The following is a 24,199-nucleotide window of genomic DNA, read 5'->3' as shown; positions in this document are numbered from 1 at the left end:
CAAAGCGTTGTACCAGAGGCAATGTTACCTCTTTGTACCTAAAAATAACGAAACCTTATTTCTTTTACTTATGACTATTTATTTACCACAACTTGATTCAAATGAAACAAGCCACTTTCCTAATATTGACAGTGCGTTATCTGATCCTGATGGTTTATTAGCAATGGGAGGAGATTTAACCCCTGCTAGATTATTAAACGCTTATCAACAAGGAATTTTTCCTTGGTATAGTGCTGGTGACCCTATTTTATGGTGGAGTCCAAGTATTAGAGGTGTTTTTTTACCTACTCAATTCTTACCATCAAAGAGCTTACGAAAGTTCTTCCGTAAATCAAATTATGAAATCACCATCAATAAATCAACGGAGCAGGTTATTGAATTATGTGCCTCCACACGAGGGGCTGATGAAACGTGGATTATGCCTGAAATGATCCAAGCTTATAAACAGCTCGCAAAGTTAGGTCATTGTCATTCGGTCGAAGTATGGTCTGATAATGCGCTTGTTGGTGGGTTATATGGCCTTCAAATCGGTCAAGTTTTTTGTGGTGAGTCTATGTTCTCATTAAAAACAAATGCATCTAAAATAGCATTATGGCAATTTTGTGAGCATTTTGTGACTTCTGATGGCCAATTGATTGATTGCCAAATGATGAATCCCCACCTTGAAAGTTTAGGCGCTATCGAAATGAAACGATCTGATTTTAAAATAAAATTAAATCAGTTCGCTAGCCATACTGTCAATCCACATTGCTATCACGCACAAATAATAGGGAATAATTTCTAATTATGAGTCAATTTTCTCTTCAAGTTGGTTTAACCCCAGAAGGCCCTTGTAGCTATTTACCTGAACAAAAGGAACGCCTTGGTGTAGCGATGGATCAAGAGCTTCATACTCCTCGTGGTTATCAAGCATTAATACGCCTTGGCTTTAGACGCAGCGGTGGGACCGTTTATAAACCAATGTGTGAAAATTGTAATGCTTGCCAACCCCTAAGGATTAATGCAAACGAGTTTACCCCGAGTAAAAGCCAGAAACGGATCTTAAATAAACTGTCTTCTTTTACTTGGGAAATAAAAACAGAGATGGATGAAGAGTGGTTTGAACTATACGAACGATATATCACTGCTCGTCATCGTTCAGGAAGTATGTATCCAGCGAAAGAAGATCAGTTTTTTGAATTTTCTCAGGCTGAATGGTTGCCTAGTCACTTCCTTCATATTTATGAAAATAACGTGTTAATTGCCATCGCAGTCACCGATATATTGATGGATTCTGTTAGTGCTATGTATACCTTCTTTGAACCAGAGCATTTGTTATCTCTAGGAACCGTTTCTATTCTAATTCAACTAAAATTATGTAAACAATTGCAAAAAAACTGGCTTTACCCTGGTTATCAAATAGACGATTGCCCAGCCATGAAATATAAAGATCGATATAAACCTAACCAAAAGCTAGTAAATATGGTCTGGCAGGGTTAAAATGCCCACCAAACTTTACATACATCATTTTTAAGGGCATTATTGGCCGCTTAAAGATCAGCCAAAGCTATCTATATAAAGAGGATTCAATGGCAAAAGAAGACGCAATTGAGCTGCAAGGCACCGTTCTAGATACACTACCAAACACTATGTTTCGCGTAGAATTAGAAAACGGTCACGTTGTTACTGCTCATATCTCAGGTAAAATGCGTAAAAACTACATCCGTATTCTTACTGGTGACAAAGTAACAGTTGAAATGACTCCTTACGATTTATCTAAAGGCCGTATCGTCTTCCGTGCTCGTTAATTTGTCATTTTTAGCACGTTAAATTTTAATTTGCTTAAAAAATAATAAAAAAAAACCCAGTCATTGACTGGGTTTTTTATTATGTACTATTTAATGCACTGCTTCTGTTTCACTACTAAATTCAAATACCAATTCGCCTTTCGTTAATTTAACGCGAACAGTACCGCCATCAACTAGTTCTCCAAATAACAATTCATTTGCCATTGGTTTCTTAAGATTCTCTTGAATAACACGAGCCATAGGTCGTGCACCCATCGATTTGTCATACCCTTTATCAGCAAGCCATTCTTTTACTTCTTGAGAGACTTCCATTGATACTCCGCGAGCATCCAATTGTACTTGCAATTCAACAATGAATTTCTCAACAACAAGTGAAATAACCTCTTTGCTAAGATGTTCAAACCAAATGATATTATCTAAACGGTTTCTGAACTCCGGTGTAAAGACTTTCTTAATTGCAGCCATTGCATCGGTTGTATGATCTTGCTGAATTAAACCAATCGATTTTTTCACCGTTTCATGAACGCCAGCATTCGTCGTCATAACGAAGATAACATTACGGAAATCAGCTTTACGACCATTGTTATCTGTTAATGTCCCGTTATCCATAACTTGAAGAAGCAAATTAAAGACATCAGGGTGTGCTTTTTCAAGCTCATCAAGCAAGACAACAGAATGAGGATGCTTAATTACAGCGTCTGTTAATAATCCACCTTGCTCATAACCAACATAGCCAGGAGGTGCACCAATCAATCGGCTAACCGTATGTTGCTCACCGTATTCAGACATATCAAAACGAAGAAGTTCAATACCAAGAGCTTTAGCTAATTGAACCGTTACTTCTGTTTTACCCACGCCTGTTGGGCCAGCAAACAAGAAAGAACCTACGGGTTTATTATCAGCACCTAGTCCTGCTCGGCTAAGTTTGATAGCTTCACATAGCGCATCGATACTATGATCTTGACCAAATACCAACATTTTTAGTTTCGAGTCTAATTTCTTCAATACATCTTTATCGCTAGAAGAAACTGACTTCTCAGGGATACGAGCCATTTTTGCAACCATCGCTTCAATATCAGCGACATTGATTGTCTTTTTACGTCGGCTTACAGGAGTTAAGCGACAGCGAGCCCCTGCTTCATCAATAACATCGATCGCTTTATCTGGTAAATGACGTTCGTTAATGTATTTTGCAGATAACTCTACCGCAGCACGAAGTGCTTTATTTGTATATCGAACATCATGATGCTCTTCGTACTTACTTTTTAAACCAATTAATATTTTAGTTGTGTCATCAATTGACGGTTCTAAAACATCAATTTTTTGGAAACGACGAGCTAAGGCGCGTTCTTTTTCAAAAATGGTACTGTGTTCTTGATAAGTCGTTGAGCCAATGCAACGCAATTTACCACTACTTAATAGAGGTTTAATTAAATTAGCGGCATCAACCTGCCCACCAGAAGCGGCACCTGCACCAATAATTGTGTGGATTTCATCAATAAATAAAATCGCATGCTCTTCTTTTTCAAGCTGTTTTAAGATAGCTTTAAATCGCTTCTCAAAATCACCACGATACTTGGTTCCAGCAAGTAATGAACCAATGTCTAAAGAATAAATAATACAATCTTTAATAACATCAGGAACTTGACCTTCAACAATTCGCCACGCAAGGCCTTCAGCAATCGCCGTTTTACCTACTCCAGCCTCACCCACTAATAACGGATTATTTTTGCGTCGACGGCACAATACTTGAACCGTACGTTCAAGCTCTTCATCACGCCCAATTAATGGGTCAATTCCACCATTTTTAGCGACTTGATTTAAGTTGATAGCAAAGCTTTCTAGCTTATCTTCTGAATTAGCTTCAACCGCAGCTTCAACATTATTCTGTTCAGTGTTTTCATTACGGTGCTCAGGCGCACCATGTGAAATAAAGTTAACAATATCTAATCGACTAATGTCATTCTTTTTAAGGAGGTATGCAGCATGTGATTCTTGCTCACTAAAAATAGCAACAAGTACATTAGCGCCTGTGACTTCATTACGTCCTGATGATTGAACATGAAAAACAGCACGTTGAAGGACACGTTGAAAGCTTAATGTTGGCTGTGTTTCACGACTTTCATCGTCAGCAGGGATAAGCGGTGTGGTTTGTGTAATGAATTCATCAATTTCAGTTGCCAAAGTACCTAAATCAGCATGGCAAGCTAAAAGAGCTTCATTAGCGGATGGATTATCTAAGAGAGCAAACAATAGATGCTCTACTGTCATAAATTCATGACGCTTTTCTCGTGCACGAACAAACGCACTATTTAAACTCGCTTCTAATTCTTTATTTAGCATAGGAACCTCCCAAAACACCAAAATATGGTGTAACGAACAAACTTACGCTTGTTCCATTGTACACAGTAGTGGGTGCTCATTATCACGCGAATAGGCATTAACTTGCGCAACTTTAGTTTCAGCAACTTCAGCAGTAAAAACCCCACAAACTGCTTTCCCTTCATAATGCACTGTTAGCATTAATTGTGTCGCTTTTTCCAAGTCCATGGAAAAAAATTTATCTAAAACTTCGACAACAAACTCCATTGGAGTGTAATCATCATTATTTAAAACCACCTTATACATTGATGGTGGTCTTAATTCTGTTTTCTCTTGCTCCAAGACATCTGAATCAGGAGAAATCCATTCATATAATTTACTCATGTCTGCAACTAATTAGTTAAATAACATTATCTGATACTTCAATGTATCTCCCTACTATTCAGCCTAATCTAGACGGGGAACGACAGCAAACAAAAGATGCTATTTTAACGTCTTTATCACTTAATTTTATTTAAATTGAGTAGAAAAACGCCGATATAAAGTAAAGGATAGGGGCTTTTTTTCCTTATCTCCACTTTATTTATCAATTTGATATTATTGACATTAATGTTAAGCTCAAATATGATATTAAACACAAATGTTACAAAGGTAAACAAATTGTACTTGACTCCCTCTTGAGATTTAATAGAGTGTACTTAGTAGTGGTTATCAATTAAGCACATTCTTAATCGATAGATATTATGCTAGGTAATTAAAATGCAGAGGGATGTATAGCATGGCAACAGGTACAGTTAAATGGTTCAATAACGCCAAAGGGTTTGGCTTCATTTGTCCAGAAGGAGAAGATGGGGATATTTTTGCTCACTATTCCACAATAGAGATGGATGGCTACCGCACACTAAAGGCAGGACAAGCTGTCACCTATGAAATCCATGAAGGTCCAAAAGGATTTCATGCAAGTGAAATAAAACCACTCGAAGGTGAAGCTGTAAAATAATAGTTTAGCTCTTATTGCTAAATAAGATTAAAGGTGAGTATTTACACTCACCTTTTTTGAACCTATCGATTAAGAAACGCTCTAAACACTTCCATTCATTTATCTAGGTAGCTAATTTGAAATATATTATCTCACTTATTCTATTATTTACTCTATCGGGCTGCGTGTCCGAAACCTACCAAGAAAAAAGCACGGTAAACTTAGTTACGACTGGTAACATTAATAATACGCTCCAAGGGAAGAGTACGTTCTCTTGGCACCCAACTATCAGCGCTAATTATTTAAATAAAGAATTAAACAATAGGGATACAGAAGAACGATTCTCTCAATCATTAAAATCTTCATTAGAAAAGAGAGGATTTCAATTTGTTGATAACGGGACTGATGCTGATTTCTATGTAGGCTATGGTTTAGGATTAGAGGAAAACATTCAAGATGAAGATATCCTCGATAAAACGGGACTATTAACCGGGATCCAACCAATTGGAGTTAATAATGACGACTCAAAAAAGGCCAGTATTTTCATCGCTATCTTTTTACCAAACGAACCATACCAACAATGGTCAGTGTTAGCACAAGGTTATACCAACTCTGATAATAAAATGTCTTTAGACGAATTGACTGAGTTTATGCTACATAACCTAAAAAAATAAACACCTAAAATATGAACCTAATAAAGCAGCCAAATCGGCTGCTTTATTACTTTTATGAAGAACAACTAATCTCCATTTTTTTACCCCATTCAGGAGGTAGTTGAGCATATTGTTCAAACTCTAAATGCTCATCAAACGGACTTTTCAGTAATGTCGACAGTACTTCTACCTCACTAAAGTCGCCTTCTTGCGCTTTATCAATCGCTTGTTGAGCCAAATAATTACGGAGAATATATTTAGGGTTAACCCTTCTCATCCGTTCACAACGAAATTCAGAACCATTGTCTTCTAACTCACAACGCGTTAAATACAAATCCAACCATAATATCGCCGCTTCTCGATCAACAAATAGATCGACAACAGTTTGTTTATCTTTATTATCCAGATAAGAAAGTGAACGCATAAATCGAGTGTAATCAACCGCATTTTGCGACAGCAGTTCAAACATAGATTCAAATAATCGACTGTCCCCTTCTTGTTTAGAATAAAGCCCTAATTTATCTCTCATCAATTGGCTAAAATAGCCATGAAGTTGTGTTTCATATTGAGCCAAAGAAGATTCTAAATCTGAAGTATCAATTAGGGGAGAAAGGGAATGCGCTAGAGCTGACAGATTCCATAAACCGATTCTAGGTTGCTGATTGAATGCATAGCGCCCTTGATAATCAGAATGATTACAAATATAGCCAGGCTCATAATCATCAAGGAAACCAAACGGGCCATAATCAAACGTTTGCCCTATGATCGACATGTTATCCGTATTCATAACACCATGAGCAAAACCAACCGCTTGCCACTGTGCAATCATATAGGCAGTACGATCAACAATCTCACTAAACATAGCTGCGTAAGGCTTAGCAGAATGCGCACAATCTGGAAAATGCCATTCAATCACCTTATCAGCTAACAATTTTTGTTCTATAAGTAAGTTCGAATAAAACAAATGTTCAAAATGCCCAAATCGAATATGAGTTTCAGTTGCTCTAATAAGTAGCGCTCCCGTTTCATACCCTTCTCGAAAAACAGCAGTATCACTCGTCATCATACCTAAAGCTCGTGTGGTTGGTATATTGAGCCCTCCCATCGCTTCACTGCACAAATATTCCCTGATAGTTGAACGCAGCACAGCACGACCATCGCCAGTTCGTGAATACGGAGTTCGACCCGCTCCTTTGAGATGAAGATCGAAACTGACTCCTGATTTATCAGCAAGTTCACCCAGTAAAAGTCCTCGTCCATCTCCGAGATCTGGATTGTAACTACCAAATTGGTGCCCTGCATATTTCATTGCTAAAGGAGAAAAAACAGAAGGAATATTATCACCTGAAAATGCAGACAACAATTCAGGTGCATTCTCAGGGATCAGAGGCAGACCAAATTGCTCCGCTAGCTCACTATTCCACATAACCCAACGTGTATTATCTAACGGACTAGGATTTACATGAGTAAAAAGACTACGAGGTAATTCAGCATAACGAGTAGTAATCGAAAAAGCGTTCCAAAAAGACATTTGTGTATTCCATTAACAAGCAATGGAGTAACGCTAGCATATTGATAAATGATATGACAGAAATGAAAAAAGCCGCGCTAACCATAAGGTTAATGCGGCTTTTTCAAATTTGGTACGCCCTGAAGGATTCGAACCTTCGACCACCTCCTTAGAAGGGAGGTGCTCTATCCAGCTGAGCTAAGGGCGCTCTATGGGGTAGGATTATACGAATATACGAAACTAGATCAATCCTTTTCTTATCATTATCTTACTGAATGCTGAAAAAAAAGGCAGATCGTGCGTTGTTTGATCTAAAGTGCGCATAAAACCTACTTTTTAAACATAAAGAAATATCAATATCGATTATAAGTATATTAAACACTAAAAAAGCAAACGTTTGCATTATGGTAATTACTTAGCGTTTCTGCGACAATGCACAGGTCAATCAGTATTAGACCGCTAAAGGAAGACCATGACCGCTCAAATTATCGATGGAAAACTAATTTCTCAAACTGTTCGCTCAGAAGTAGGCGCTCGCGTTAAAGCTCGAGTTGAAGCCGGACTTCGTGCTCCAGGCTTAGCAGTAGTACTTGTTGGACAAGATCCTGCATCTCAAGTTTATGTTGGTAGCAAACGTCGTGCCTGCGAAGAAGTTGGTTTTATTTCAAAATCTTACGATTTACCAACAACGACAACCGAAGCAGAATTATTGTCTATTATTGATACCTTAAATCAAGACTCTGACATTGATGGTATCTTGGTTCAACTTCCTCTTCCTGCAGGTATGGATAGCACCAAGATTCTAGAACGTATTGACCCAGAAAAAGATGTCGATGGTTTTCACCCATATAACGTAGGTCGATTATCTCAACGTATTCCTAAACTACGTTCATGCACACCCAAAGGCATTATCACACTTCTTGATCGTTATAATATTGAAGTTCGTGGTATGCACGCTGTCGTTGTTGGGGCATCAAACATCGTAGGTCGACCTATGACGCTTGAACTACTTCTTGCTGGCTGTACAACAACAACGTGTCATCGATTCACAAAAGATCTTGAGCATCATATCCGCCAAGCAGATCTTGTTGTTGTTGCTGTAGGCAAACCAAATTTCATTCCTGGCGAATGGATAAAAGAAGGGGCTGTTGTGGTCGATGTAGGTATTAATCGATTAGACAACGGCAAGCTCATTGGTGATGTTGAATACGATGTAGCGAAAACAAAAGCAAGTTATATCACGCCTGTTCCTGGTGGTGTCGGCCCTATGACTGTCGCAAGCCTAATCGAAAATACATTACTTGCTTGCGAACAGTACCACCGCAAATAATTCAAACGAATAACAAAAATATCAATAGGCGGACTTTTTTAAGCTCCGCCTTTTTTATACCTGCGCGCTGCCACATTTCTCAATTAATTTTCATTCTATTTTCAGCTTTTTCTTGGACAAAATAAGGGTTTAGTTACTAACCTTAGATAAGAACGATTTAGAACTATGGATGACAAGAGGAAATGGATATGAGTATTTTTGACCACTATCAAGCCCGTTATGAAGCAGCAAAAGATGAAGAATTATCACTGCAAGATTTCTTGTCATTATGTAGTAACGACAAAAGTGCTTATGCCAATGCAGCAGAAAGGCTTCTAATCGCAATTGGTGAACCAGAAGTAATAGATACTGCACTTGATCCACTGCTTAGTCGTATTTTTTCTAATAGAGTGATCTCTCGCTATGAAACCTTCAAAGACTTTTATGGTATGGAAGAACCTATTGAGCAAATCGTATCTTACTTAAAACACGCAGCTCAAGGACTTGAAGAACGCAAACAAATCCTTTATTTACTAGGTCCTGTAGGCGGAGGTAAATCATCACTTGCCGAAAAATTAAAAAGCTTAATGCAAAAAATGCCTATTTACATATTAAGTGCGAATGGAGTACGAAGCCCTGTTAACGACCATCCTTTCTGTTTGTTTGATATTGCAGAAGACGGAGAGCTCTTAAGAAAAGAGTATGGTATTGAATCTCGCAACCTTAGATCCATAATGTCTCCTTGGGCAGCAAAAAGATTGCATGAGTTTGGTGGTGACATTACGCAATTTAAAGTCATAAAAGTACATCCATCAATTCTTGACCAAGTCGGTATAGCAAAAACAGAACCTGGTGATGAAAACAATCAAGATATCTCAACTCTTGTAGGTAAGGTTGATATTCGTCAATTAGAACATTTTGCACAAGATGACCCTGATGCCTACAGCTATTCAGGATCCCTATGTAAAGCGAACCAAGGCTTAATGGAATTTGTGGAAATGTTTAAAGCACCCATTAAAGTTCTCCACCCTCTTCTTACTGCGACTCAAGAAGGTAACTTTAATGGTACTGAAGGTCTATCAGCTCTGCCTTTTGATGGAATGATTTTAGCTCACTCTAATGAATCTGAATGGCAAACCTTTAGAAATAACAAAAATAATGAGGCCTTTTTAGATAGGGTTTATATTGTAAAAGTTCCTTATTGTTTACGTGTTTCTGAAGAAGTAAAAATTTACCAAAAACTACTTGAGCACAGTGAACTGTCTCACGCACCTTGCTCTCCAAGCACGTTAGATATTTTGGCTCAGTTTTCAATACTGTCTCGCCTTAAAGATCCTGAAAATTCATCTCTTTTTTCTAAAATGCGTGTTTATGACGGTGAAACATTAAAAGATACGGATCCAAAAGCAAAAAGCTATCAAGAATATAAAGACTTCGCGGGGGTTGATGAAGGAATGTCAGGCTTATCAACTCGATTTGCCTTTAAGATCCTTTCGCGTGTATTTAACTTTGACCAAACAGAAGTGGCTGCGAACCCTGTGCACCTTTTCTATGTCATTGAACAACAAATTGAGCGCGAACAATTTGCCCAAGATGTTGCCGATAAATACACCGAGTTTGTTAAAGGTTTCTTGGTACCTAAATACGTAGAATTTATTGGTAAAGAAATTCAAACCGCCTACCTAGAATCTTATTCTGAGTATGGTCAAAACATTTTTGACCGTTATGTTATTTATGCTGACTTCTGGATTCAAGATCAAGAATATAGAGATCCAGATACAGGCCAATTATTTGATCGTTCTGCACTTAACGATGAACTAGAAAAAATTGAAAAAACGGCTGGTATTAGCAATCCAAAAGACTTTAGAAACGAAATTGTAAACTTTGTTCTTCGAGCTAAAGCCAATAATAACGGCCAAAATCCAATGTGGACTAGTTATGAAAAACTACGCGTCGTTATTGAGAAGAAAATGTTCTCCAATACCGAAGACCTTCTGCCAGTCATTTCTTTTAATGGAAAAACATCAACAGATGATCAGAAAAAACACGATGATTTTGTCGCTCGTATGATGGAAAAAGGGTACACCAAAAAACAAGTTCGCCTGCTGGCAGAATGGTATCTGCGAGTTCGTAAATCTTCATAATAAAATGCTTTTATTTTCAAGATTATGTTGCAGCTCATTATTCAATGAGCTGTCCCTAGCAAAATAAGGGGTAAATGATGGCTCAATTTATTGATAGAAGATTAAACGGGAAAAAGAAAAGTACCGTTAACAGACAGCGCTTTATTCGCCGTCATCAAGATCAGATTAAACGAGCTGTATCTGATGCCGTTAACCAACGCTCTGTCACTAATATTGACGACGGTGAAAGTATCTCTATACCTAAGGGAGATATTTCCGAACCTGTTTTTCATCAAGGCCAAGGAGGGATTCGTGAACGAGTGCTTCCTGGTAATGATCAATTCATAAGAGGAGATAAGATTGAACGCCCACAAGGAGGAAATGGTGGGGGTTCTGGAGATGGCGATGCGAGTCCCGACGGTGAAGGCGAAGATGAATTTAGCTTTCAAATCTCAAAAGATGAATATTTAGATATTCTATTTGAAGAACTTGAACTGCCTAATTTAGAAAAAAATCAGGTTCAAAAGATCACTGAATGGGAAACCCATCGCGCAGGGTTCCAAACTGCTGGCATTCCTTCTAACATTGATATTGTACGTTCACTACAACAATCCCTTGCTCGTAGAACCGCTATGACAGCAGGTAAAAAACGCCTGCTTGCTGAATTAGAAATAGAGTTAGAAGAAATTAAAAACAGCGAACCTGCTCAACCTCTCTCAGTACGAAAAATGAAAGAAGAAATCGACACATTACGAGAAAAGATTAAACACGTACCCTATATTGATTCTTTTGATTTACGTTATAAAAATTATGAACGAACCCCTATCCCATCAAGTCAGGCGGTCATGTTCTGTTTAATGGACGTTTCAGGATCAATGGATCAAGCAACGAAAGACATCGCAAAACGTTTTTATGTTCTGCTTTATCTTTTCCTTACTCGTACCTATGAAAATGTCGAAGTGGTCTTTATACGTCATCATACTCAAGCGAAAGAAGTTAATGAACACGATTTTTTCTACTCCCAAGAAACTGGGGGAACGATGGTATCCAGTGCATTAAGGCTAATGAAAGAAGTGATTGCTGAGCGATTCCCTGTAAATGAATGGAATATCTATGCCGCACAAGCGTCTGATGGGGATAATTGGGCAGATGATTCACCAAAATGTAAAGAGTTGCTTACCGCATCGATTCTCCCTTATTGTCAGTATTACTCTTACATTGAAATAACCAAACGCCACCATCAAACCTTGTGGACAGAATATGAAAAACTCACTCAAGGATTTGATAATTTTGCGATGAAAAACATTCGTTCGGTTGAAGATATTTATCCTATTTTCAGAGAGTTATTTCAAAAACAATTGGCTTAGGAGGCACTATGAAAAGGAAAGCAATGCTACCTGATGGGCCAGATTGGACCTTTCAAATATTAGAACAATATCATGTGGAAATAAAAAAGGTCGCGCAACACTATCGCCTTGATACTTATCCTAATCAGATTGAAATAATCACGGCTGAGCAAATGATGGATGCCTACTCTAGCGTAGGTATGCCTATAAACTATCATCATTGGTCTTTTGGTAAAAAATTTATCCAGACAGAGCAAAATTATAAACACGGTCAAATGGGCTTAGCGTATGAGATTGTTATTAATTCATCGCCGTGTATTGCCTATCTAATGGAAGAGAACACCATCACAATGCAAGCCTTAGTAATGGCTCATGCGTGTTATGGACATAATTCTTTTTTTAAAGGCAACTATCTTTTCCAAACATGGACAGACGCCAGTTCTATTGTTGATTATCTATTATTTGCTCAACAATACTTAACCCAATGTGAAGAAAAATATGGGGCAGATGAGGTAGAAAAAATTCTCGATTCTTGCCATGCTCTTATGAACTATGGCGTTGATCGCTATAAGCGTCCTGAGAAAATTTCTATCGCAGAAGAAAAAATTCGCCAAGAAGACAGAGAAGCGTATCTTCAATCGCAAGTAAATGATCTATGGCGAACCGTACCAAAATCAAAAGAAGAAAGCAGCGAAGAAAAAATACGCTTCCCTTCCGAGCCACAAGAAAACATTCTCTATTTCATTGAGAAGCACGCCCCATTACTTGAATCATGGCAACGAGAAGTAGTTAGGATTATAAGAAAAATCAGCCAGTATTTTTATCCTCAAAAACAAACTCAAGTCATGAATGAAGGATGGGCCACCTTCTGGCATTACACTATTTTGAATCATCTTTATGATGATGGCTTAGTCTCAGAAAAATTCATATTAGAGTTCCTACATAGCCATACTAACGTAGTTGCACAACCTGCTTACAATAGCCCTTACTTTAGTGGGATTAATCCTTACGCCCTAGGGTTTGCTATGTTCCAAGATATCCGTCGGATCTGTGAAGAACCAACAGATGAAGACAGAGAATGGTTTCCTGATTTAGCCGGAACGGATTGGCTTGATGCTGCTCATTTTGCAATGCATAACTTCAAAGATGAAAGCTTCATTAGTCAGTATTTATCGCCAAAACTTATCCGTGAATTTAAATTATTTTCAATTCTAGACAATGATAAAAACAAACACATTGAGGTCAATGCGATTCACGATGAAACAGGCTATCGAGAAATAAGAGAAAAGTTAGCAGCTCAATATAATTTAAGTAATTTAGAGCCTAATATTCAAGTGTGGAATGTGGATGTGAGGGGCGATCGTTCTTTAACCCTAAGACATATACCACATAATAGGATCCCACTTGATAAGAGCCATACAGAGGTAATGAAGCATTTACACCGTTTATGGGGATTTGATGTAGTGCTTGAAGAGGTCATTTCATTTAACCGAGCAGAAATTATTTCTTCCTGCCCAAAACGTAATTACTACAATACGAGTATTTAATAGTTATCTTAATGATAAAAAAAAGCCTTGAAGTATCACTACCTCAAGGCTTTTCATTTTAACCACTTTTTATATATTTAAACTGCTTTTTATATAAAAAAGTTGTTGAATATTAAATAGATGCTAGCGCTGCATTTAATGTAGCACTTGGACGCATCTCTTTTGCAGCAAGTTCAGCAACGGGTTGGAAATAACCACCAACATTACCTGCAGCACCTTGTGCCGCATTTAACTCATCCACAATTTTTTCTTCATTCGATGTTAATGTTTCAGCCAATGAACCAAAGTAAGCTTGAAGTTCAGCATCTTTCGTTTGTGCCGCAAGTTCTTGTGCCCAGTACATTGCTAGATAGAAGTGGCTACCACGGTTATCTAACTCACCAACACGACGTGATGGTGATTTGTTGGTTTCAAGGAACTTAGACGTTGCTGCATCAAGTGTATCAGCAAGTATTTGTGCTTTTGCATTGCCCGTCGTTACACTTAAGTGTTCAAACGATGCCGCTAAAGCTAAGAACTCACCTAAAGAATCCCAACGTAAATGGTTTTCTTTTTCAAATTGTTGAACGTGTTTTGGTGCAGAACCACCCGCTCCAGTTTCAAACAAACCACCACCATTCATAAGAGGCACAATAGACAACATCTTCGCTGATGTACCTAGCTCTAGAATTGGGAATAAATCCGTTAGGTAATCACGTAATACATTACCCGTTACAGAGATAGTATCTTCACCTTTGATAATGCGCGCTAACGTATATTCAGTCGCTTCTACTGGCGATAAAATTTGAATATCAAGACCTGACGTATCATGATCAGCAAGGTAGGTATTCACTTTCTTAATCAGTTCAGCATCATGTTGACGATTACTATCAAGCCAGAAAATAGCCGGAGTGCCTGTTGCACGAGCACGGTTTACGGCCAATTTAACCCAATCTTGGATTGGTGCGTCTTTTGCCTGACACATACGCCAGATATCGCCTTCACCCACTGCGTGCTCAATTAGCGCAGTTCCTGCGCCATCAATCACTCGTACGGTGCCGGCTTCAGGAAGAATAAACGTCTTATCATGAGAACCATATTCTTCTGCTTTTTGAGCCATTAGGCCTACGTTAGGCACTGAGCCCATTGTGGTTGGGTCAAATGCGCCATTCACTTTACAGAACTCAATCACCGATTGGTACACACCTGCATAACAACGATCTGGGATCATCGCTTTCGTATCTTTTAGTTGACCATCTGGTCCCCACATACGACCAGAGGTACGTAATGCAGCAGGCATAGACGCATCAATGATCACATCACTTGGTACATGAAGATTCGTGATACCACGGTCTGAATCGACCATTGCAAGCTCTGGCTGATATTCGTAAACCGCTGCAAGATCCGCTTCAATCGCCGCTTTTTCAGCGTCTGGCAATGATACTATTTTAGTATAAACATCACCTACGCCATTATTAGCATCGACACCTAGCTTTTCAAAAGTTGCTGCGTGTTTTTCAAATACTTCTTTATAGAACACTTTAACGGCATGACCAAAAATAACAGGATCTGATACTTTCATCATGGTTGCTTTCATGTGTAAAGAAAGCAACACGTCTTCTTCTTTTGCTTTTTTGATTTCAGCGTCAAAGAATTCAACCAACGCTTTTTTGCTTAGACAAGAACCATCAATAATTTCTTTGTCTTTCAGTGCCAGTCCTTCTTTCAGTACTGTTACATCGCCATTAGTTGCAACAAATTCAATATTAACGTTTGTTGCACCATCAATCGTCACTGATTTTTCGCTGGCGTAAAAGTCACCTTCACTCATGCTCGCAACGTGTGATTTTGAATCCTTCGCCCACGCCCCCATTGAGTGTGGATTATTACGCGCGTATTGCTTAACTGCACCCGGCGCACGACGATCAGAGTTACCTTCGCGAAGGACAGGGTTAACTGCTGAACCTTTGATTTTATCGTAAACCGCTTTAACGGCTTTCTCTTCGTCCGTTTTTGCTTCTTCCGGGTAATTAGGTAGAGCATAGCCTTTTGCTTGAAGCTCTTTAATTACCGCATGAAGCTGAGGAATTGACGCACTGATGTTCGGAAGTTTAATGATGTTTGCTTCAGGCGTTTTAGCGAGTTCGCCAAGCTCTACCAATGCATCACTAATACGTTGGTCTTCTGTTAAGTATTCAGAAAAATTTGCAATGACACGACCCGCAAGTGAGATATCGCGAGTATCAACATCAATGTTAGATGATGCTGCAAATGCTTGAATAATTGGAAGAAGTGAATGCGTCGCCAATGCTGGCGCTTCATCAGTGATGGTATAGATAATCTTAGATTTTTGCGTTGTCATTTAATTTCCCTATTTAATCTACAAAACCAATAACAAAACGTATAATAGGCTTTGTAATTTACCGACTTTATTTTTATTAGTCTTTAGTTTCACGCGCGTACTATAGCGAAAAGCGGCGAACTTTAAAACTAAACACCACAAAAGCTTTACAATTTTGCAAGGTAGTTAACATGACATTCAAGCGTTCTCCAAATTGGAAAAAACCGGCATTTAAGAAAAAAACCACACAAAAGCCACGCCCTGCACCAGAAGATCGTAAAGTCCTTATCTTTAATAAACCTTTTGATGTATTGAGTCAATTTACCGATGATCAGCATCGCCAGACGCTCGCAGATTTTATTACAGTTAAAGACGTTTATGCGGCAGGTCGTCTTGACCGTGACAGTGAAGGCTTATTAATTTTAACCAATGATGGTGTATTGCAAGCCCGTTTAACTCAGCCTGAATCGAAATCACCAAAAACATACTGGGTACAAGTGGAAGGCGCACCGACAGAAGAAGACTTAGAAAAGCTTCGTCAAGGTGTTGAGCTGAAAGATGGCATGACTTTACCAGCGAAAGTAGAAATTCTGGAAGAACCTGACTTATGGGAGCGTAACCCTCCTGTCAGATTCCGAGCTGCCATTCCAACAACATGGATTGCTCTCACTATTATTGAAGGTCGCAATCGACAAGTTCGCCGTATGACCGCTCATATTGGATTTCCAACTTTGCGTTTAATCCGTTACTCAATGGGCGATTGGACTATTCAAGATGTCCCTCATGGCGAATGGAAGGAAGTCTCACTTTAGAACAACAATTACAAATGTAAAAAATAAGTTAAAAACAACTACCCGTTTGAGGTTTTTTAACTTAACATTAAGAAAACACTATAAGAATAAAGGAATAAAAATGAACATAATCATCAAGGTAGCAGGGATTGCTAGCGTATTATTTTTAAGTGCTTGTGCTCCAGCAGATAGAGAAGACATTAACTCTACCGAACTCACTAATGAGCACTATGACAATCAAGAAAAACAGCAACAAAACTGCATGTTGACTGGTGAAATTGGCTGCGCAAATTAAACGTACTCAATATGGAAAAGGGCTAATAGTATCAATACTATTAGCCCTTTTTATTTATCTTTAATACCGATTAAAAACAATCGTTATTACTATTATTCATCACCCATGAAACTCATGTCTGGTAATGATTCTAGATTTTCTTTATAACGCTTTTGATTGAATTCAGCGCCATTCTTCATCACATCAACGACTTCAATTGCCAACGCGCAAGCCATCATTTCAATCGCATCTTCACGTGGGTTACCCGTCATTACCAAGCGCATTAGTGTCTCTTTTACTGCAACTGGGCTGCCATCTTCAATTTGATTTTTTACAGTCTCAATCAGTGTTTCTTCCGTCATGAAATCGTCTTGTTGGTCTGTCATTTTACTTCTCACTCAATAATTTCGCCTACTATGCCATAAATGAAAAAAAGAGTGTTCATAATTATTTCGTGTTAAACATTTTCTTGCCGCTTTTGTCTTGATCAGACCAGAAATTAATGTTGAATTGAGCATCATCACTCAATTCAATACGGTGCCAGTACTGGGGAGGACTCGTGGCAAATTGCCCTGCATTAATAACCACTTTGAGCTCGGGCTCTGTCGCCTCTGAATCGGCAAAACCATAATAAGTAACAACACCTTCCATCACACATAGTTGGCCAAACACTTCAGCAGCCGTATTGTGGTGAGTTAACAACGCCTCAGGGACATTGTCTTTAGTAAAAAATGGCGTTGAGCGTTGAATCGTCCAATTTGCGGGAATACGTAAATGACTCATAATGACTCATAATGACTCTCCAAATAAAAATGTAATACTTCTATGTGTGATTACCAATAATTCTCAGAGCTAAACTGCCCTGCTTTCTTACGAAGATGCTTTTCAAACCCTAGTTCATTCAATGTGCTTGCGGTGTCTTTAACCATGCTGGGATTACCGCAGAGATATAAGAAACTATCTGCTTTATTAAGCTGACATTTAGCGTAATTTTCGATCTCTCCATTGAGTAATAAAGACGGGATTCGTCCACATAAAGTTCCGGTGACATGTTCTCTAGAAATAATTGGGACATAATGGAACCTCTTCTCATATCGATTAAGTAATAATTGAATACGTTCTTGATAAATTAATTCAGACTCTGTTCTCACAGCATGAACTAGCACGATATTCTTAAACCGTATGTCTAATAACGGGGTTTCTAGTATTGAAATAAATGGCCCGATAGCGGTTCCTGTCGATAATAGCCATAAATCATCCACACTTTTTGGAACTTCATTCATTGTCATGAAGCCAGCAGCCTCTTTTCCAACAAAAATTTCATCTCCAGAATTAAGCGATTGAAGCCGGGGAGATAATTCTCCATTGTCATCAGCGATGATCAGAAATTCCATTTGTTGATGCCCTTCAGCCTGTTTTGGGTTATTCACAATCGAATACGCCCTTCTCACCCAACCACCATTCCCATCAGGTAATGCTAATTTGGTAAATTGCCCAGCCTGATACGTTTCAATTGGCGCTTCCACAAATAAACTAAATAAATGGTCAGTCCAATCATAACGACTAAGCACAACGCCTTTAATTAAGCCATGAGGAATTTCTGTCATTGTCCACCTCTACTAATTCGTATTATGTATCTCTCTAAATAAAGGAAATGCTTTCTTCATATGATCTTTAGTCACAACAAATCCTGTCAGATTATTATCTACATCATAAGCTTTAGCACATATCCCTTGTACATCAAGATCAATAGACCAACGATGTATATTGGCTGATGTATTACCCGCGAGTTGAATTGGGTAAGCGGGTGTTTTTACCTTCACCATCATATTAGGCAAGGTTAATGCTGTATCGACTCCCAATAACGTTTTAGCTAACGCATTGGCACTCAATAATATCGGTTGAAGATAGCCCATAACCTTACCTTCAATTTCAGCACAATCACCTAATGCATAGACATTTCTAGCGGATGTTTGCAATGTAGAGTCAACGATAATCCCACGATTAACCGCGATATCTGCTTTTGTCGCTAACCGTGTATTTGCCTTCAGCCCTGCCGCAGATATCACACAATCAACTTGATAGGATTGACCATTAGTTGTTGTAACTCTATACCCATCATCTTGTTTATTTACCGATTGTACGCAATCAGATAAATTCACCGTAACGCCTTCCTCTCTGCATGTATTCTCAAGCGGTAATGAAATAAAATCAGGGATCATATTGGCAAGTAAATGTGTATTTGGCTCAACCAGTATTACCGACTTTCCAGCACTAGCTAAATCCATTGCGAGCTCTGTACCTATTAAACCACCACCAACAACAAGCAATTTCTGTGCATCCAATACTTTCTGTTGAATAACTTCAAATTCTCTTAAGCTATTCAAAGTAAGAATATCTTCACATCCATCCCCATGAAAAGGCGGTATAAATGTTTGTGAGCCAGTCGCTAACACTAATTTCTCATATAACAATATTTCGCAATTTGCAGTGACTGTTTGATTCTCTGGATCAATCGATTCCACCAAGGTATACGGATGTAAAACCACATTATATTGCTCCGCAAAGTTCCCTGCGGATAACGTAATTACATCTTCAAGGTTCTGTTTTTTTGAAAACACATGGCTTAAATCTGGCTTGTTATAGTCATCACCTGCATCGTTAGTAAAGACATGAATAACGCAATCACTGTTCGTTCGACGAATTGTTTTAATTAACTGATAAGAAGCAAAACCACTGCCAATAATAACGATTGGTAAACTCATTATTTAACTCCTTACTTAACTTCAACAAAAACATCTTTGCCTAAATTACATTCAGGACATAAGAAATAGTCAGGTACATCAGCCCATACAGTATTAGGTTCGACGCCTTGGTTTGGCTCACCTATTTCAGGGTTATATACCCAATTACACACGGTACATAACATGCATTGTTTAACGTCATTTGTAGAGCTTAACGCCACCTCTTTTTCTACTGAGGATTCAGTAGAAAGATCAATCGCTATTACTTCTTTTTTCTCTTCTGCTTTTTTTTCGACATTAATGGTATTGAACGTAGTGGTTAATGGCTTTAATGCCCATTGTTTAGCAAGAAATTGACCGTGTTCGCGGCACAATTGCATCGCTTTACCATCTGGACGCCATTTTGCTTTTAAGCCTACCGCAGTTTCAAAACCAGCATCGGTTAAACGAGAATGTATTCTGTCTACCGCACCGCCATTCCAACCGTAGCTACCAAAAGCCCCTGCCTTTTTTGCGCTGAATCGAAGACCCGTGATCTCTTCTAACATGCCTGCAATTTTAGGCATCATCACATTATTCATGGTTGATGAGCCAACAAGGATCCCTTTTGAGCGGAACACACTGGTTAAAATGTCATTTTTATCTTGGCGAGAGACATTAAATACTTTTACCGCCACTGCTGGGTCCACATCGTGAATACCCTGAGCAATCGCATCCGCCATCATTCGAGTGTTGTTTGACATAGAATCATAAAAAATAGTAATTCGATCTTCTTGGTAGTTGTCAGCCCACTCTAAATATTGATGAATGATTTGAGTTGGATTGTCTCTCCATACACAACCATGAGAAGTTGCAATCATGTCTACGGGTAAATTAAAGCTTAATACTTCTTTAATTTTTGCTGTCACTAACGCACTGAATGGCGTAAGGATATTGGCGTAATAACGCAAACATTGATCCATCAATTCAGTTTGATCAACTTCGTCATTAAATAAGCGTTCATCACAATAGTGCTGACCAAATGCATCATTACTAAACAAAATTGCATCACCTGTTAAGTACGTCATCATACTGTCTGGCCAATGCAACATTGGTGCTTCAACAAACACCAATTGTTTGCCATTACCAATATCTAATGCGTCACCCGTTTTAATTGGATTAAAATTCCATTCAGGATGGTGATGATGACCTACAATTGAATCAATTGCGTTTTCAGTACAATAAATTGGGGTACCTGGAATTTTCTCCATTAATGCTGCAAGCGCACCGGCATGATCTTCTTCTGCGTGATTAATCACAATGTAATCAATACTCGCTAGGTCAATTTCCATTTCCAAATTTTGAATAAATTGATGACTAAAACGATGATCAACCGTATCAATCAATACCGTTTTCTCTTCTTGAATAAGATAACTGTTATAGCTTGTGCCTTTGGTCATTTTAAATTCAGTACCATGGAAGTCTGATACTTCCCAATCACGTTGGCCAACCCAGTTAACATTGTTTTTAATATGAATAGTCATTGTTTTTTCTCATTTAATCATTAGCGTTACAACACATATTGCATTGAGCGTGCCAACTTTCATCTCATTGATTTTTAAAGAAAATAAATAACTAACAAACAATGGGTGTCATAATGACAATTATTTACATTTGTTAAAATGACAGTACAATTGTCAAATTAACAGTAAATGTAATGTGAGGTAACGATGAATAGCATCAAAGAAGAATGGGTTCAAATTGCGTTAGATTTAACCTCTGGGCTATCAAATAAAGACCGTTTTGAACGCTTGTTATCAACCATCAGAAACGCATTGCAATGTGATGCCTCTGCATTATTGTTGTTTAAAAACCAATACTTTTCTCCTTTAGCGACAAATGGTCTTGATAGTGATGTTATTGGCCGTCGCTTTGCTATTTCACAACATCCTCGCCTAGAAGCCATTGCCAGAGCTGGGGATATAGTTCGGTTTCCTTCTAATAGCGATCTGCCTGACCCTTATGATGGACTCATTGCTAATATAAAAAGTGAATTGCACGTGCACTCTTGCATTGGCTTACCTTTGATTGTGAATGAACGCTTAATCGGAGCCGTCACTATTGATGCGTTTGATCCTGAACAATTTGACAAATTCACCAATAAAGAACTGCGGATAATTAGTGCACTCGCCGCAACGAGCTTAAATACTGCATTATTGATGGAAAAACTGGAAAGCCAATCAAGTCATACCTTAACAACCTCATCATTTGAAAATTCACAAAATAATACGGTTGAAATGATTGGTGAATCTTCCGCTATACAAGAACTTCAAACCAACATTAATGCGGTTGCTAATACAGAACTGTCAGTATTAATTACCGGTGAAACGGGCGTAGGTAAAGAGCTCGTTGCCAGTGCTTTACATCATAGATCTACACGTTCAGAACACGTTTTGGTGTACTTAAACTGTGCGGCTTTGCCTGAATCTGTTGCTGAAAGTGAACTCTTTGGTCACGTAAAAGGCGCATTTACTGGGGCTATCAGTAATCGAAAGGGGAAGTTTGAATCTGCTGATAATGGCACCTTATTTTTAGATGAAATTGGCGAACTGTCTCTGGCTCTTCAAGCCAAATTACTGCGCGTGTTACAATATGGAGATATTCAGCGGATTGGTAGCGACAATCATATCAAAGTGAATACTCGTATTATTGCAGCAACCAATAAAATATTAAGTGATGAAGTAAAAACGGGGGATTTTAGAGCAGACTTATATCACCGTCTTAGTGTGTTTCCTATTTTTGTCCCTCCACTGCGCGACAGAGAAAATGACATCACGCTTCTTGTGGGCTATTTTGCAGAAAAAAACCGCATTAAATTAAATGCATCAAGCATTCGTATCACTCCAGAAGCTATCGCCTTATTAAATAGTTACTCATGGCCGGGAAATATTCGAGAGCTAGAACATGTAATTAGCCGAGCTGCTGTTCTTTCTAGAGCCCAAAGTAATGACTCTGATTTAACACTAAATCCGTTGCATTTTTCGATAAAAAAAGACACTCAAATTGAAAATAATCCAACTCAACAAGAAGATGCAATCAGTAAGGTGAATGCAAAAAACTTACGCTCTGCAACTGATGAATTTCAAACAATGTTAATAAAAAAAACCTATCACGAAAACCAACAAAACTGGGCAGCAACCGCCAGAGCTTTGCAGCTTGATACAGGAAATTTACATCGTTTAGCGAAACGCTTAAATCTGAAAGGCTAAATCAACATAAATAACCTTAATTTCACAGATATAATTATGTGATTTTGTTCTCGGATCTGTCCCACGCATATTCTTTCTGTTAGAATCTGCTTCAAGTTTTATTAGTGGTGTTAAAGAATGTCAGACAACAGCCAAAAGAAAGTCATCGTCGGTATGTCCGGTGGTGTGGATTCTTCAGTATCAGCCTATCTACTTCAGCAACAAGGATACCAAGTTGAAGGTCTTTTCATGAAAAACTGGGAAGAAGATGACAACGAGGAATATTGTACCGCTGCCGAAGATTTAGCCGATGCACAAGCCGTGTGTGACAAATTAGGTATTCACCTTCACACCATTAACTTTGCTGCTGAATACTGGGACAACGTTTTTGAGTATTTCCTAGAGGAATACAAAGCTGGCCGTACGCCAAATCCAGATATTCTTTGTAATAAAGAAATCAAATTTAAAGCATTCTTAGAATTTGCAGATGAAGTTCTAGATGCCGATTTCATCGCTATGGGCCATTACGTTCGTCGTACATTCCCAACGGCAGAAGAAATTGCAAATGGCGCTAAGCCTCAAATGCTTCGTGGTTTAGATTCAAACAAAGATCAAAGCTACTTCCTATACACATTAAGCTCGGATCAAGTATCTCGTAGCTTATTCCCTGTTGGCGATTTAGAAAAACCTGAAGTACGCCGCATTGCTGAAGAGCAAGATTTGATCACAGCAAAGAAAAAAGATTCTACTGGTATTTGCTTTATCGGTGAGCGTAAATTCACTGAATTCCTAGGCAAATATTTACCAGCACAACCAGGTAATATCGAAACCCCTGAAGGCAAAGTAATTGGTCAGCATCAAGGCTTGATGTACCACACTCTAGGCCAACGTAAAGGGTTACATATCGGCGGTTCTAAAGGCGGCGGCGGTAACGAAGACCCATGGTTTGTTGGCGAGAAAGATTTAAAACGTAATGTGTTAATTGCTGTTCAAGGTCATGATCACCCATTACTGAAATCTCAAGGCTTATTAGCATCTCAACTTGATTGGGTTGATCGCACTGCGATCAAAGCACCATTGAGTTGCACAGTAAAAACACGTTACCGTCAAACCGATATCCCTTGTACTATCATCCCTATCGATGATGAAAACATTAAAGTGATCTTTGATGAAGCACAAATTGCAGTGACCCCTGGTCAATCAGCAGTATTCTATTTAGGTGAAATTTGCCTAGGTGGCGGTATTATCGAAGAGCGTATTTAGGAGT

Annotated in this window: 22 protein-coding genes and 1 tRNA gene; 13 read left to right on the top strand and 10 right to left on the bottom strand. The window is 38.5% G+C overall.

Annotated features, from left to right (window positions below):
* The first annotated feature begins 70 nt into the window (after window positions 1–70).
* The 3 genes from aat to infA all read left to right on the top strand — a co-directional run bounded on the left by aat (window position 71) and on the right by infA (window position 1,787).
* Window positions 71–784 carry a leucyl/phenylalanyl-tRNA--protein transferase gene (aat, locus tag A6E06_RS18140; RefSeq protein WP_065593717.1) on the top strand — a complete coding sequence of 238 codons (714 nt, stop codon included), beginning with the start codon at window positions 71–73 and terminating at the stop codon, window positions 782–784.
* Between the two features lie 2 nt (window positions 785–786).
* The gene (locus A6E06_RS18135) at window positions 787–1,479 is read left to right on the top strand and encodes an arginyltransferase (protein ID WP_065593718.1); all 693 of its coding nucleotides are present in this window, start codon (window positions 787–789) and stop codon (window positions 1,477–1,479) included.
* Between the two features lie 89 nt (window positions 1,480–1,568).
* Window positions 1,569–1,787, top strand: coding sequence for a translation initiation factor IF-1 (gene infA / locus A6E06_RS18130; protein ID WP_005420180.1), 219 nt, complete (start codon window positions 1,569–1,571; stop codon window positions 1,785–1,787).
* Between the two features lie 90 nt (window positions 1,788–1,877).
* Here the strand turns inward: infA and clpA are convergent, their stop codons facing one another.
* Together clpA and clpS are read right to left on the bottom strand one after the other, a co-directional pair.
* Window positions 1,878–4,130, bottom strand: coding sequence for an ATP-dependent Clp protease ATP-binding subunit ClpA (gene clpA / locus A6E06_RS18125; RefSeq protein WP_065593719.1), 2,253 nt, complete (start codon window positions 4,128–4,130; stop codon window positions 1,878–1,880).
* 42 nt (window positions 4,131–4,172) lie between these two features.
* Window positions 4,173–4,493, bottom strand: coding sequence for an ATP-dependent Clp protease adapter ClpS (clpS, locus tag A6E06_RS18120; protein WP_065593720.1), 321 nt, complete (start codon window positions 4,491–4,493; stop codon window positions 4,173–4,175).
* Between the two features lie 394 nt (window positions 4,494–4,887).
* Between clpS and cspD the strand changes: the two genes are divergently transcribed.
* Window positions 4,888–5,109 carry a cold shock domain-containing protein CspD gene (gene cspD / locus A6E06_RS18115; RefSeq protein WP_065593721.1) on the top strand — a complete coding sequence of 74 codons (222 nt, stop codon included), beginning with the start codon at window positions 4,888–4,890 and terminating at the stop codon, window positions 5,107–5,109.
* A 116-nt stretch (window positions 5,110–5,225) separates the two neighbouring features.
* Complete coding sequence (locus A6E06_RS18110; RefSeq protein ID WP_065593722.1) at window positions 5,226–5,762, top strand: DUF4136 domain-containing protein; 537 nt, start codon at window positions 5,226–5,228, stop codon at window positions 5,760–5,762.
* A 52-nt stretch (window positions 5,763–5,814) separates the two neighbouring features.
* Here the strand turns inward: A6E06_RS18110 and A6E06_RS18105 are convergent, their stop codons facing one another.
* Both A6E06_RS18105 and A6E06_RS18100 read right to left on the bottom strand, forming a co-directional pair.
* On the bottom strand, window positions 5,815–7,272 hold the full coding sequence (locus A6E06_RS18105) for a protein adenylyltransferase SelO (protein ID WP_065593723.1): 1,458 nt from the start codon (window positions 7,270–7,272) through the stop codon (window positions 5,815–5,817).
* 110 nt (window positions 7,273–7,382) lie between these two features.
* A tRNA-Arg gene (locus A6E06_RS18100) sits at window positions 7,383–7,459 on the bottom strand.
* Between the two features lie 264 nt (window positions 7,460–7,723).
* On the opposite strand from A6E06_RS18100, the gene folD reads away from it, so the two are divergent.
* From folD to A6E06_RS18080, 4 genes are all read left to right on the top strand, one after another.
* A complete protein-coding gene (gene folD / locus A6E06_RS18095) occupies window positions 7,724–8,581 on the top strand; it encodes a bifunctional methylenetetrahydrofolate dehydrogenase/methenyltetrahydrofolate cyclohydrolase FolD (protein ID WP_065593724.1) in 858 nt (285 codons plus the stop codon).
* A 188-nt stretch (window positions 8,582–8,769) separates the two neighbouring features.
* Window positions 8,770–10,704 carry a PrkA family serine protein kinase gene (locus tag A6E06_RS18090; RefSeq protein WP_065593725.1) on the top strand — a complete coding sequence of 645 codons (1,935 nt, stop codon included), beginning with the start codon at window positions 8,770–8,772 and terminating at the stop codon, window positions 10,702–10,704.
* 77 nt (window positions 10,705–10,781) lie between these two features.
* Window positions 10,782–12,050, top strand: coding sequence for a YeaH/YhbH family protein (locus A6E06_RS18085; RefSeq protein WP_065593726.1), 1,269 nt, complete (start codon window positions 10,782–10,784; stop codon window positions 12,048–12,050).
* Window positions 12,051–12,058: 8 nt separating this feature from the next.
* A complete protein-coding gene (locus A6E06_RS18080) occupies window positions 12,059–13,576 on the top strand; it encodes a SpoVR family protein (RefSeq protein ID WP_065593727.1) in 1,518 nt (505 codons plus the stop codon).
* Between the two features lie 112 nt (window positions 13,577–13,688).
* Here the strand turns inward: A6E06_RS18080 and A6E06_RS18075 are convergent, their stop codons facing one another.
* Window positions 13,689–15,917 (bottom strand): NADP-dependent isocitrate dehydrogenase, encoded by a 2,229-nt coding sequence (locus tag A6E06_RS18075; protein WP_065593728.1) that lies wholly within the window; start codon window positions 15,915–15,917, stop codon window positions 13,689–13,691.
* Window positions 15,918–16,087: 170 nt separating this feature from the next.
* On the opposite strand from A6E06_RS18075, the gene A6E06_RS18070 reads away from it, so the two are divergent.
* Window positions 16,088–16,708, top strand: coding sequence for a pseudouridine synthase (locus A6E06_RS18070; protein ID WP_065593729.1), 621 nt, complete (start codon window positions 16,088–16,090; stop codon window positions 16,706–16,708).
* 100 nt (window positions 16,709–16,808) lie between these two features.
* On the top strand, window positions 16,809–16,982 hold the full coding sequence (locus A6E06_RS19910; RefSeq protein WP_141676999.1) for a hypothetical protein: 174 nt from the start codon (window positions 16,809–16,811) through the stop codon (window positions 16,980–16,982).
* A 92-nt stretch (window positions 16,983–17,074) separates the two neighbouring features.
* Here A6E06_RS19910 and A6E06_RS18065 read toward each other — a convergent pair whose 3' ends face one another.
* From A6E06_RS18065 to norV, 5 genes are all read right to left on the bottom strand, one after another.
* Window positions 17,075–17,347: a hypothetical protein gene (locus A6E06_RS18065; RefSeq protein ID WP_065593730.1), complete on the bottom strand. Its 273-nt coding sequence runs from the start codon at window positions 17,345–17,347 to the stop codon at window positions 17,075–17,077.
* Window positions 17,348–17,408: 61 nt separating this feature from the next.
* Window positions 17,409–17,744, bottom strand: a complete 336-nt coding sequence (locus A6E06_RS18060; protein WP_065593731.1) for a DUF1971 domain-containing protein — start codon at window positions 17,742–17,744, stop codon at window positions 17,409–17,411.
* Between the two features lie 50 nt (window positions 17,745–17,794).
* Complete coding sequence (locus tag A6E06_RS18055) at window positions 17,795–18,568, bottom strand: ferredoxin--NADP reductase (RefSeq protein ID WP_065593732.1); 774 nt, start codon at window positions 18,566–18,568, stop codon at window positions 17,795–17,797.
* A 12-nt stretch (window positions 18,569–18,580) separates the two neighbouring features.
* Window positions 18,581–19,726 (bottom strand): NADH:flavorubredoxin reductase NorW, encoded by a 1,146-nt coding sequence (norW, locus tag A6E06_RS18050; RefSeq protein WP_065593733.1) that lies wholly within the window; start codon window positions 19,724–19,726, stop codon window positions 18,581–18,583.
* Window positions 19,727–19,737: 11 nt separating this feature from the next.
* On the bottom strand, window positions 19,738–21,228 hold the full coding sequence (gene norV / locus A6E06_RS18045; RefSeq protein ID WP_065593734.1) for an anaerobic nitric oxide reductase flavorubredoxin: 1,491 nt from the start codon (window positions 21,226–21,228) through the stop codon (window positions 19,738–19,740).
* A 186-nt stretch (window positions 21,229–21,414) separates the two neighbouring features.
* On the opposite strand from norV, the gene norR reads away from it, so the two are divergent.
* On the top strand, window positions 21,415–22,953 hold the full coding sequence (gene norR / locus A6E06_RS18040) for a nitric oxide reductase transcriptional regulator NorR (protein ID WP_065593735.1): 1,539 nt from the start codon (window positions 21,415–21,417) through the stop codon (window positions 22,951–22,953).
* 117 nt (window positions 22,954–23,070) lie between these two features.
* The gene (gene mnmA, locus A6E06_RS18035) at window positions 23,071–24,195 is read left to right on the top strand and encodes a tRNA 2-thiouridine(34) synthase MnmA (protein WP_065593736.1); all 1,125 of its coding nucleotides are present in this window, start codon (window positions 23,071–23,073) and stop codon (window positions 24,193–24,195) included.
* Window positions 24,196–24,199: the final 4 nt, after the last annotated feature.

Origin of the sequence: Aliivibrio sp. 1S175 (genome assembly GCF_001690985.1) — a bacterium.
Classification (GTDB): Bacteria; Pseudomonadota; Gammaproteobacteria; order Enterobacterales; family Vibrionaceae; genus Aliivibrio.
The sequence above is the reverse complement of the archived record's forward strand: the minus strand, read 5'-3'. Positions and strand labels throughout refer to the sequence as shown.

What these genes read in the sequence shown, in the direction of transcription:
- aat (WP_065593717.1), top strand. Translation starts at nt 71, where the DNA reads ATGACTATTTATTTACCACAACTTGATTCAAATGAAACAAGCCACTTT.
- A6E06_RS18135 (WP_065593718.1), top strand. Translation starts at nt 787, where the DNA reads ATGAGTCAATTTTCTCTTCAAGTTGGTTTAACCCCAGAAGGCCCTTGT.
- infA (WP_005420180.1), top strand. Translation starts at nt 1,569, where the DNA reads ATGGCAAAAGAAGACGCAATTGAGCTGCAAGGCACCGTTCTAGATACA.
- clpA (WP_065593719.1), bottom strand. Translation starts at nt 4,130, where the DNA reads ATGCTAAATAAAGAATTAGAAGCGAGTTTAAATAGTGCGTTTGTTCGT.
- clpS (WP_065593720.1), bottom strand. Translation starts at nt 4,493, where the DNA reads ATGAGTAAATTATATGAATGGATTTCTCCTGATTCAGATGTCTTGGAG.
- cspD (WP_065593721.1), top strand. Translation starts at nt 4,888, where the DNA reads ATGGCAACAGGTACAGTTAAATGGTTCAATAACGCCAAAGGGTTTGGC.
- A6E06_RS18105 (WP_065593723.1), bottom strand. Translation starts at nt 7,272, where the DNA reads ATGTCTTTTTGGAACGCTTTTTCGATTACTACTCGTTATGCTGAATTA.
- folD (WP_065593724.1), top strand. Translation starts at nt 7,724, where the DNA reads ATGACCGCTCAAATTATCGATGGAAAACTAATTTCTCAAACTGTTCGC.
- A6E06_RS18090 (WP_065593725.1), top strand. Translation starts at nt 8,770, where the DNA reads ATGAGTATTTTTGACCACTATCAAGCCCGTTATGAAGCAGCAAAAGAT.
- A6E06_RS18085 (WP_065593726.1), top strand. Translation starts at nt 10,782, where the DNA reads ATGGCTCAATTTATTGATAGAAGATTAAACGGGAAAAAGAAAAGTACC.
- A6E06_RS18080 (WP_065593727.1), top strand. Translation starts at nt 12,059, where the DNA reads ATGAAAAGGAAAGCAATGCTACCTGATGGGCCAGATTGGACCTTTCAA.
- A6E06_RS18075 (WP_065593728.1), bottom strand. Translation starts at nt 15,917, where the DNA reads ATGACAACGCAAAAATCTAAGATTATCTATACCATCACTGATGAAGCG.
- A6E06_RS18070 (WP_065593729.1), top strand. Translation starts at nt 16,088, where the DNA reads ATGACATTCAAGCGTTCTCCAAATTGGAAAAAACCGGCATTTAAGAAA.
- A6E06_RS19910 (WP_141676999.1), top strand. Translation starts at nt 16,809, where the DNA reads ATGAACATAATCATCAAGGTAGCAGGGATTGCTAGCGTATTATTTTTA.
- A6E06_RS18065 (WP_065593730.1), bottom strand. Translation starts at nt 17,347, where the DNA reads ATGACAGACCAACAAGACGATTTCATGACGGAAGAAACACTGATTGAG.
- A6E06_RS18060 (WP_065593731.1), bottom strand. Translation starts at nt 17,744, where the DNA reads ATGAGTCATTTACGTATTCCCGCAAATTGGACGATTCAACGCTCAACG.
- A6E06_RS18055 (WP_065593732.1), bottom strand. Translation starts at nt 18,568, where the DNA reads ATGACAGAAATTCCTCATGGCTTAATTAAAGGCGTTGTGCTTAGTCGT.
- norW (WP_065593733.1), bottom strand. Translation starts at nt 19,726, where the DNA reads ATGAGTTTACCAATCGTTATTATTGGCAGTGGTTTTGCTTCTTATCAG.
- norV (WP_065593734.1), bottom strand. Translation starts at nt 21,228, where the DNA reads ATGACTATTCATATTAAAAACAATGTTAACTGGGTTGGCCAACGTGAT.
- norR (WP_065593735.1), top strand. Translation starts at nt 21,415, where the DNA reads ATGAATAGCATCAAAGAAGAATGGGTTCAAATTGCGTTAGATTTAACC.
- mnmA (WP_065593736.1), top strand. Translation starts at nt 23,071, where the DNA reads ATGTCAGACAACAGCCAAAAGAAAGTCATCGTCGGTATGTCCGGTGGT.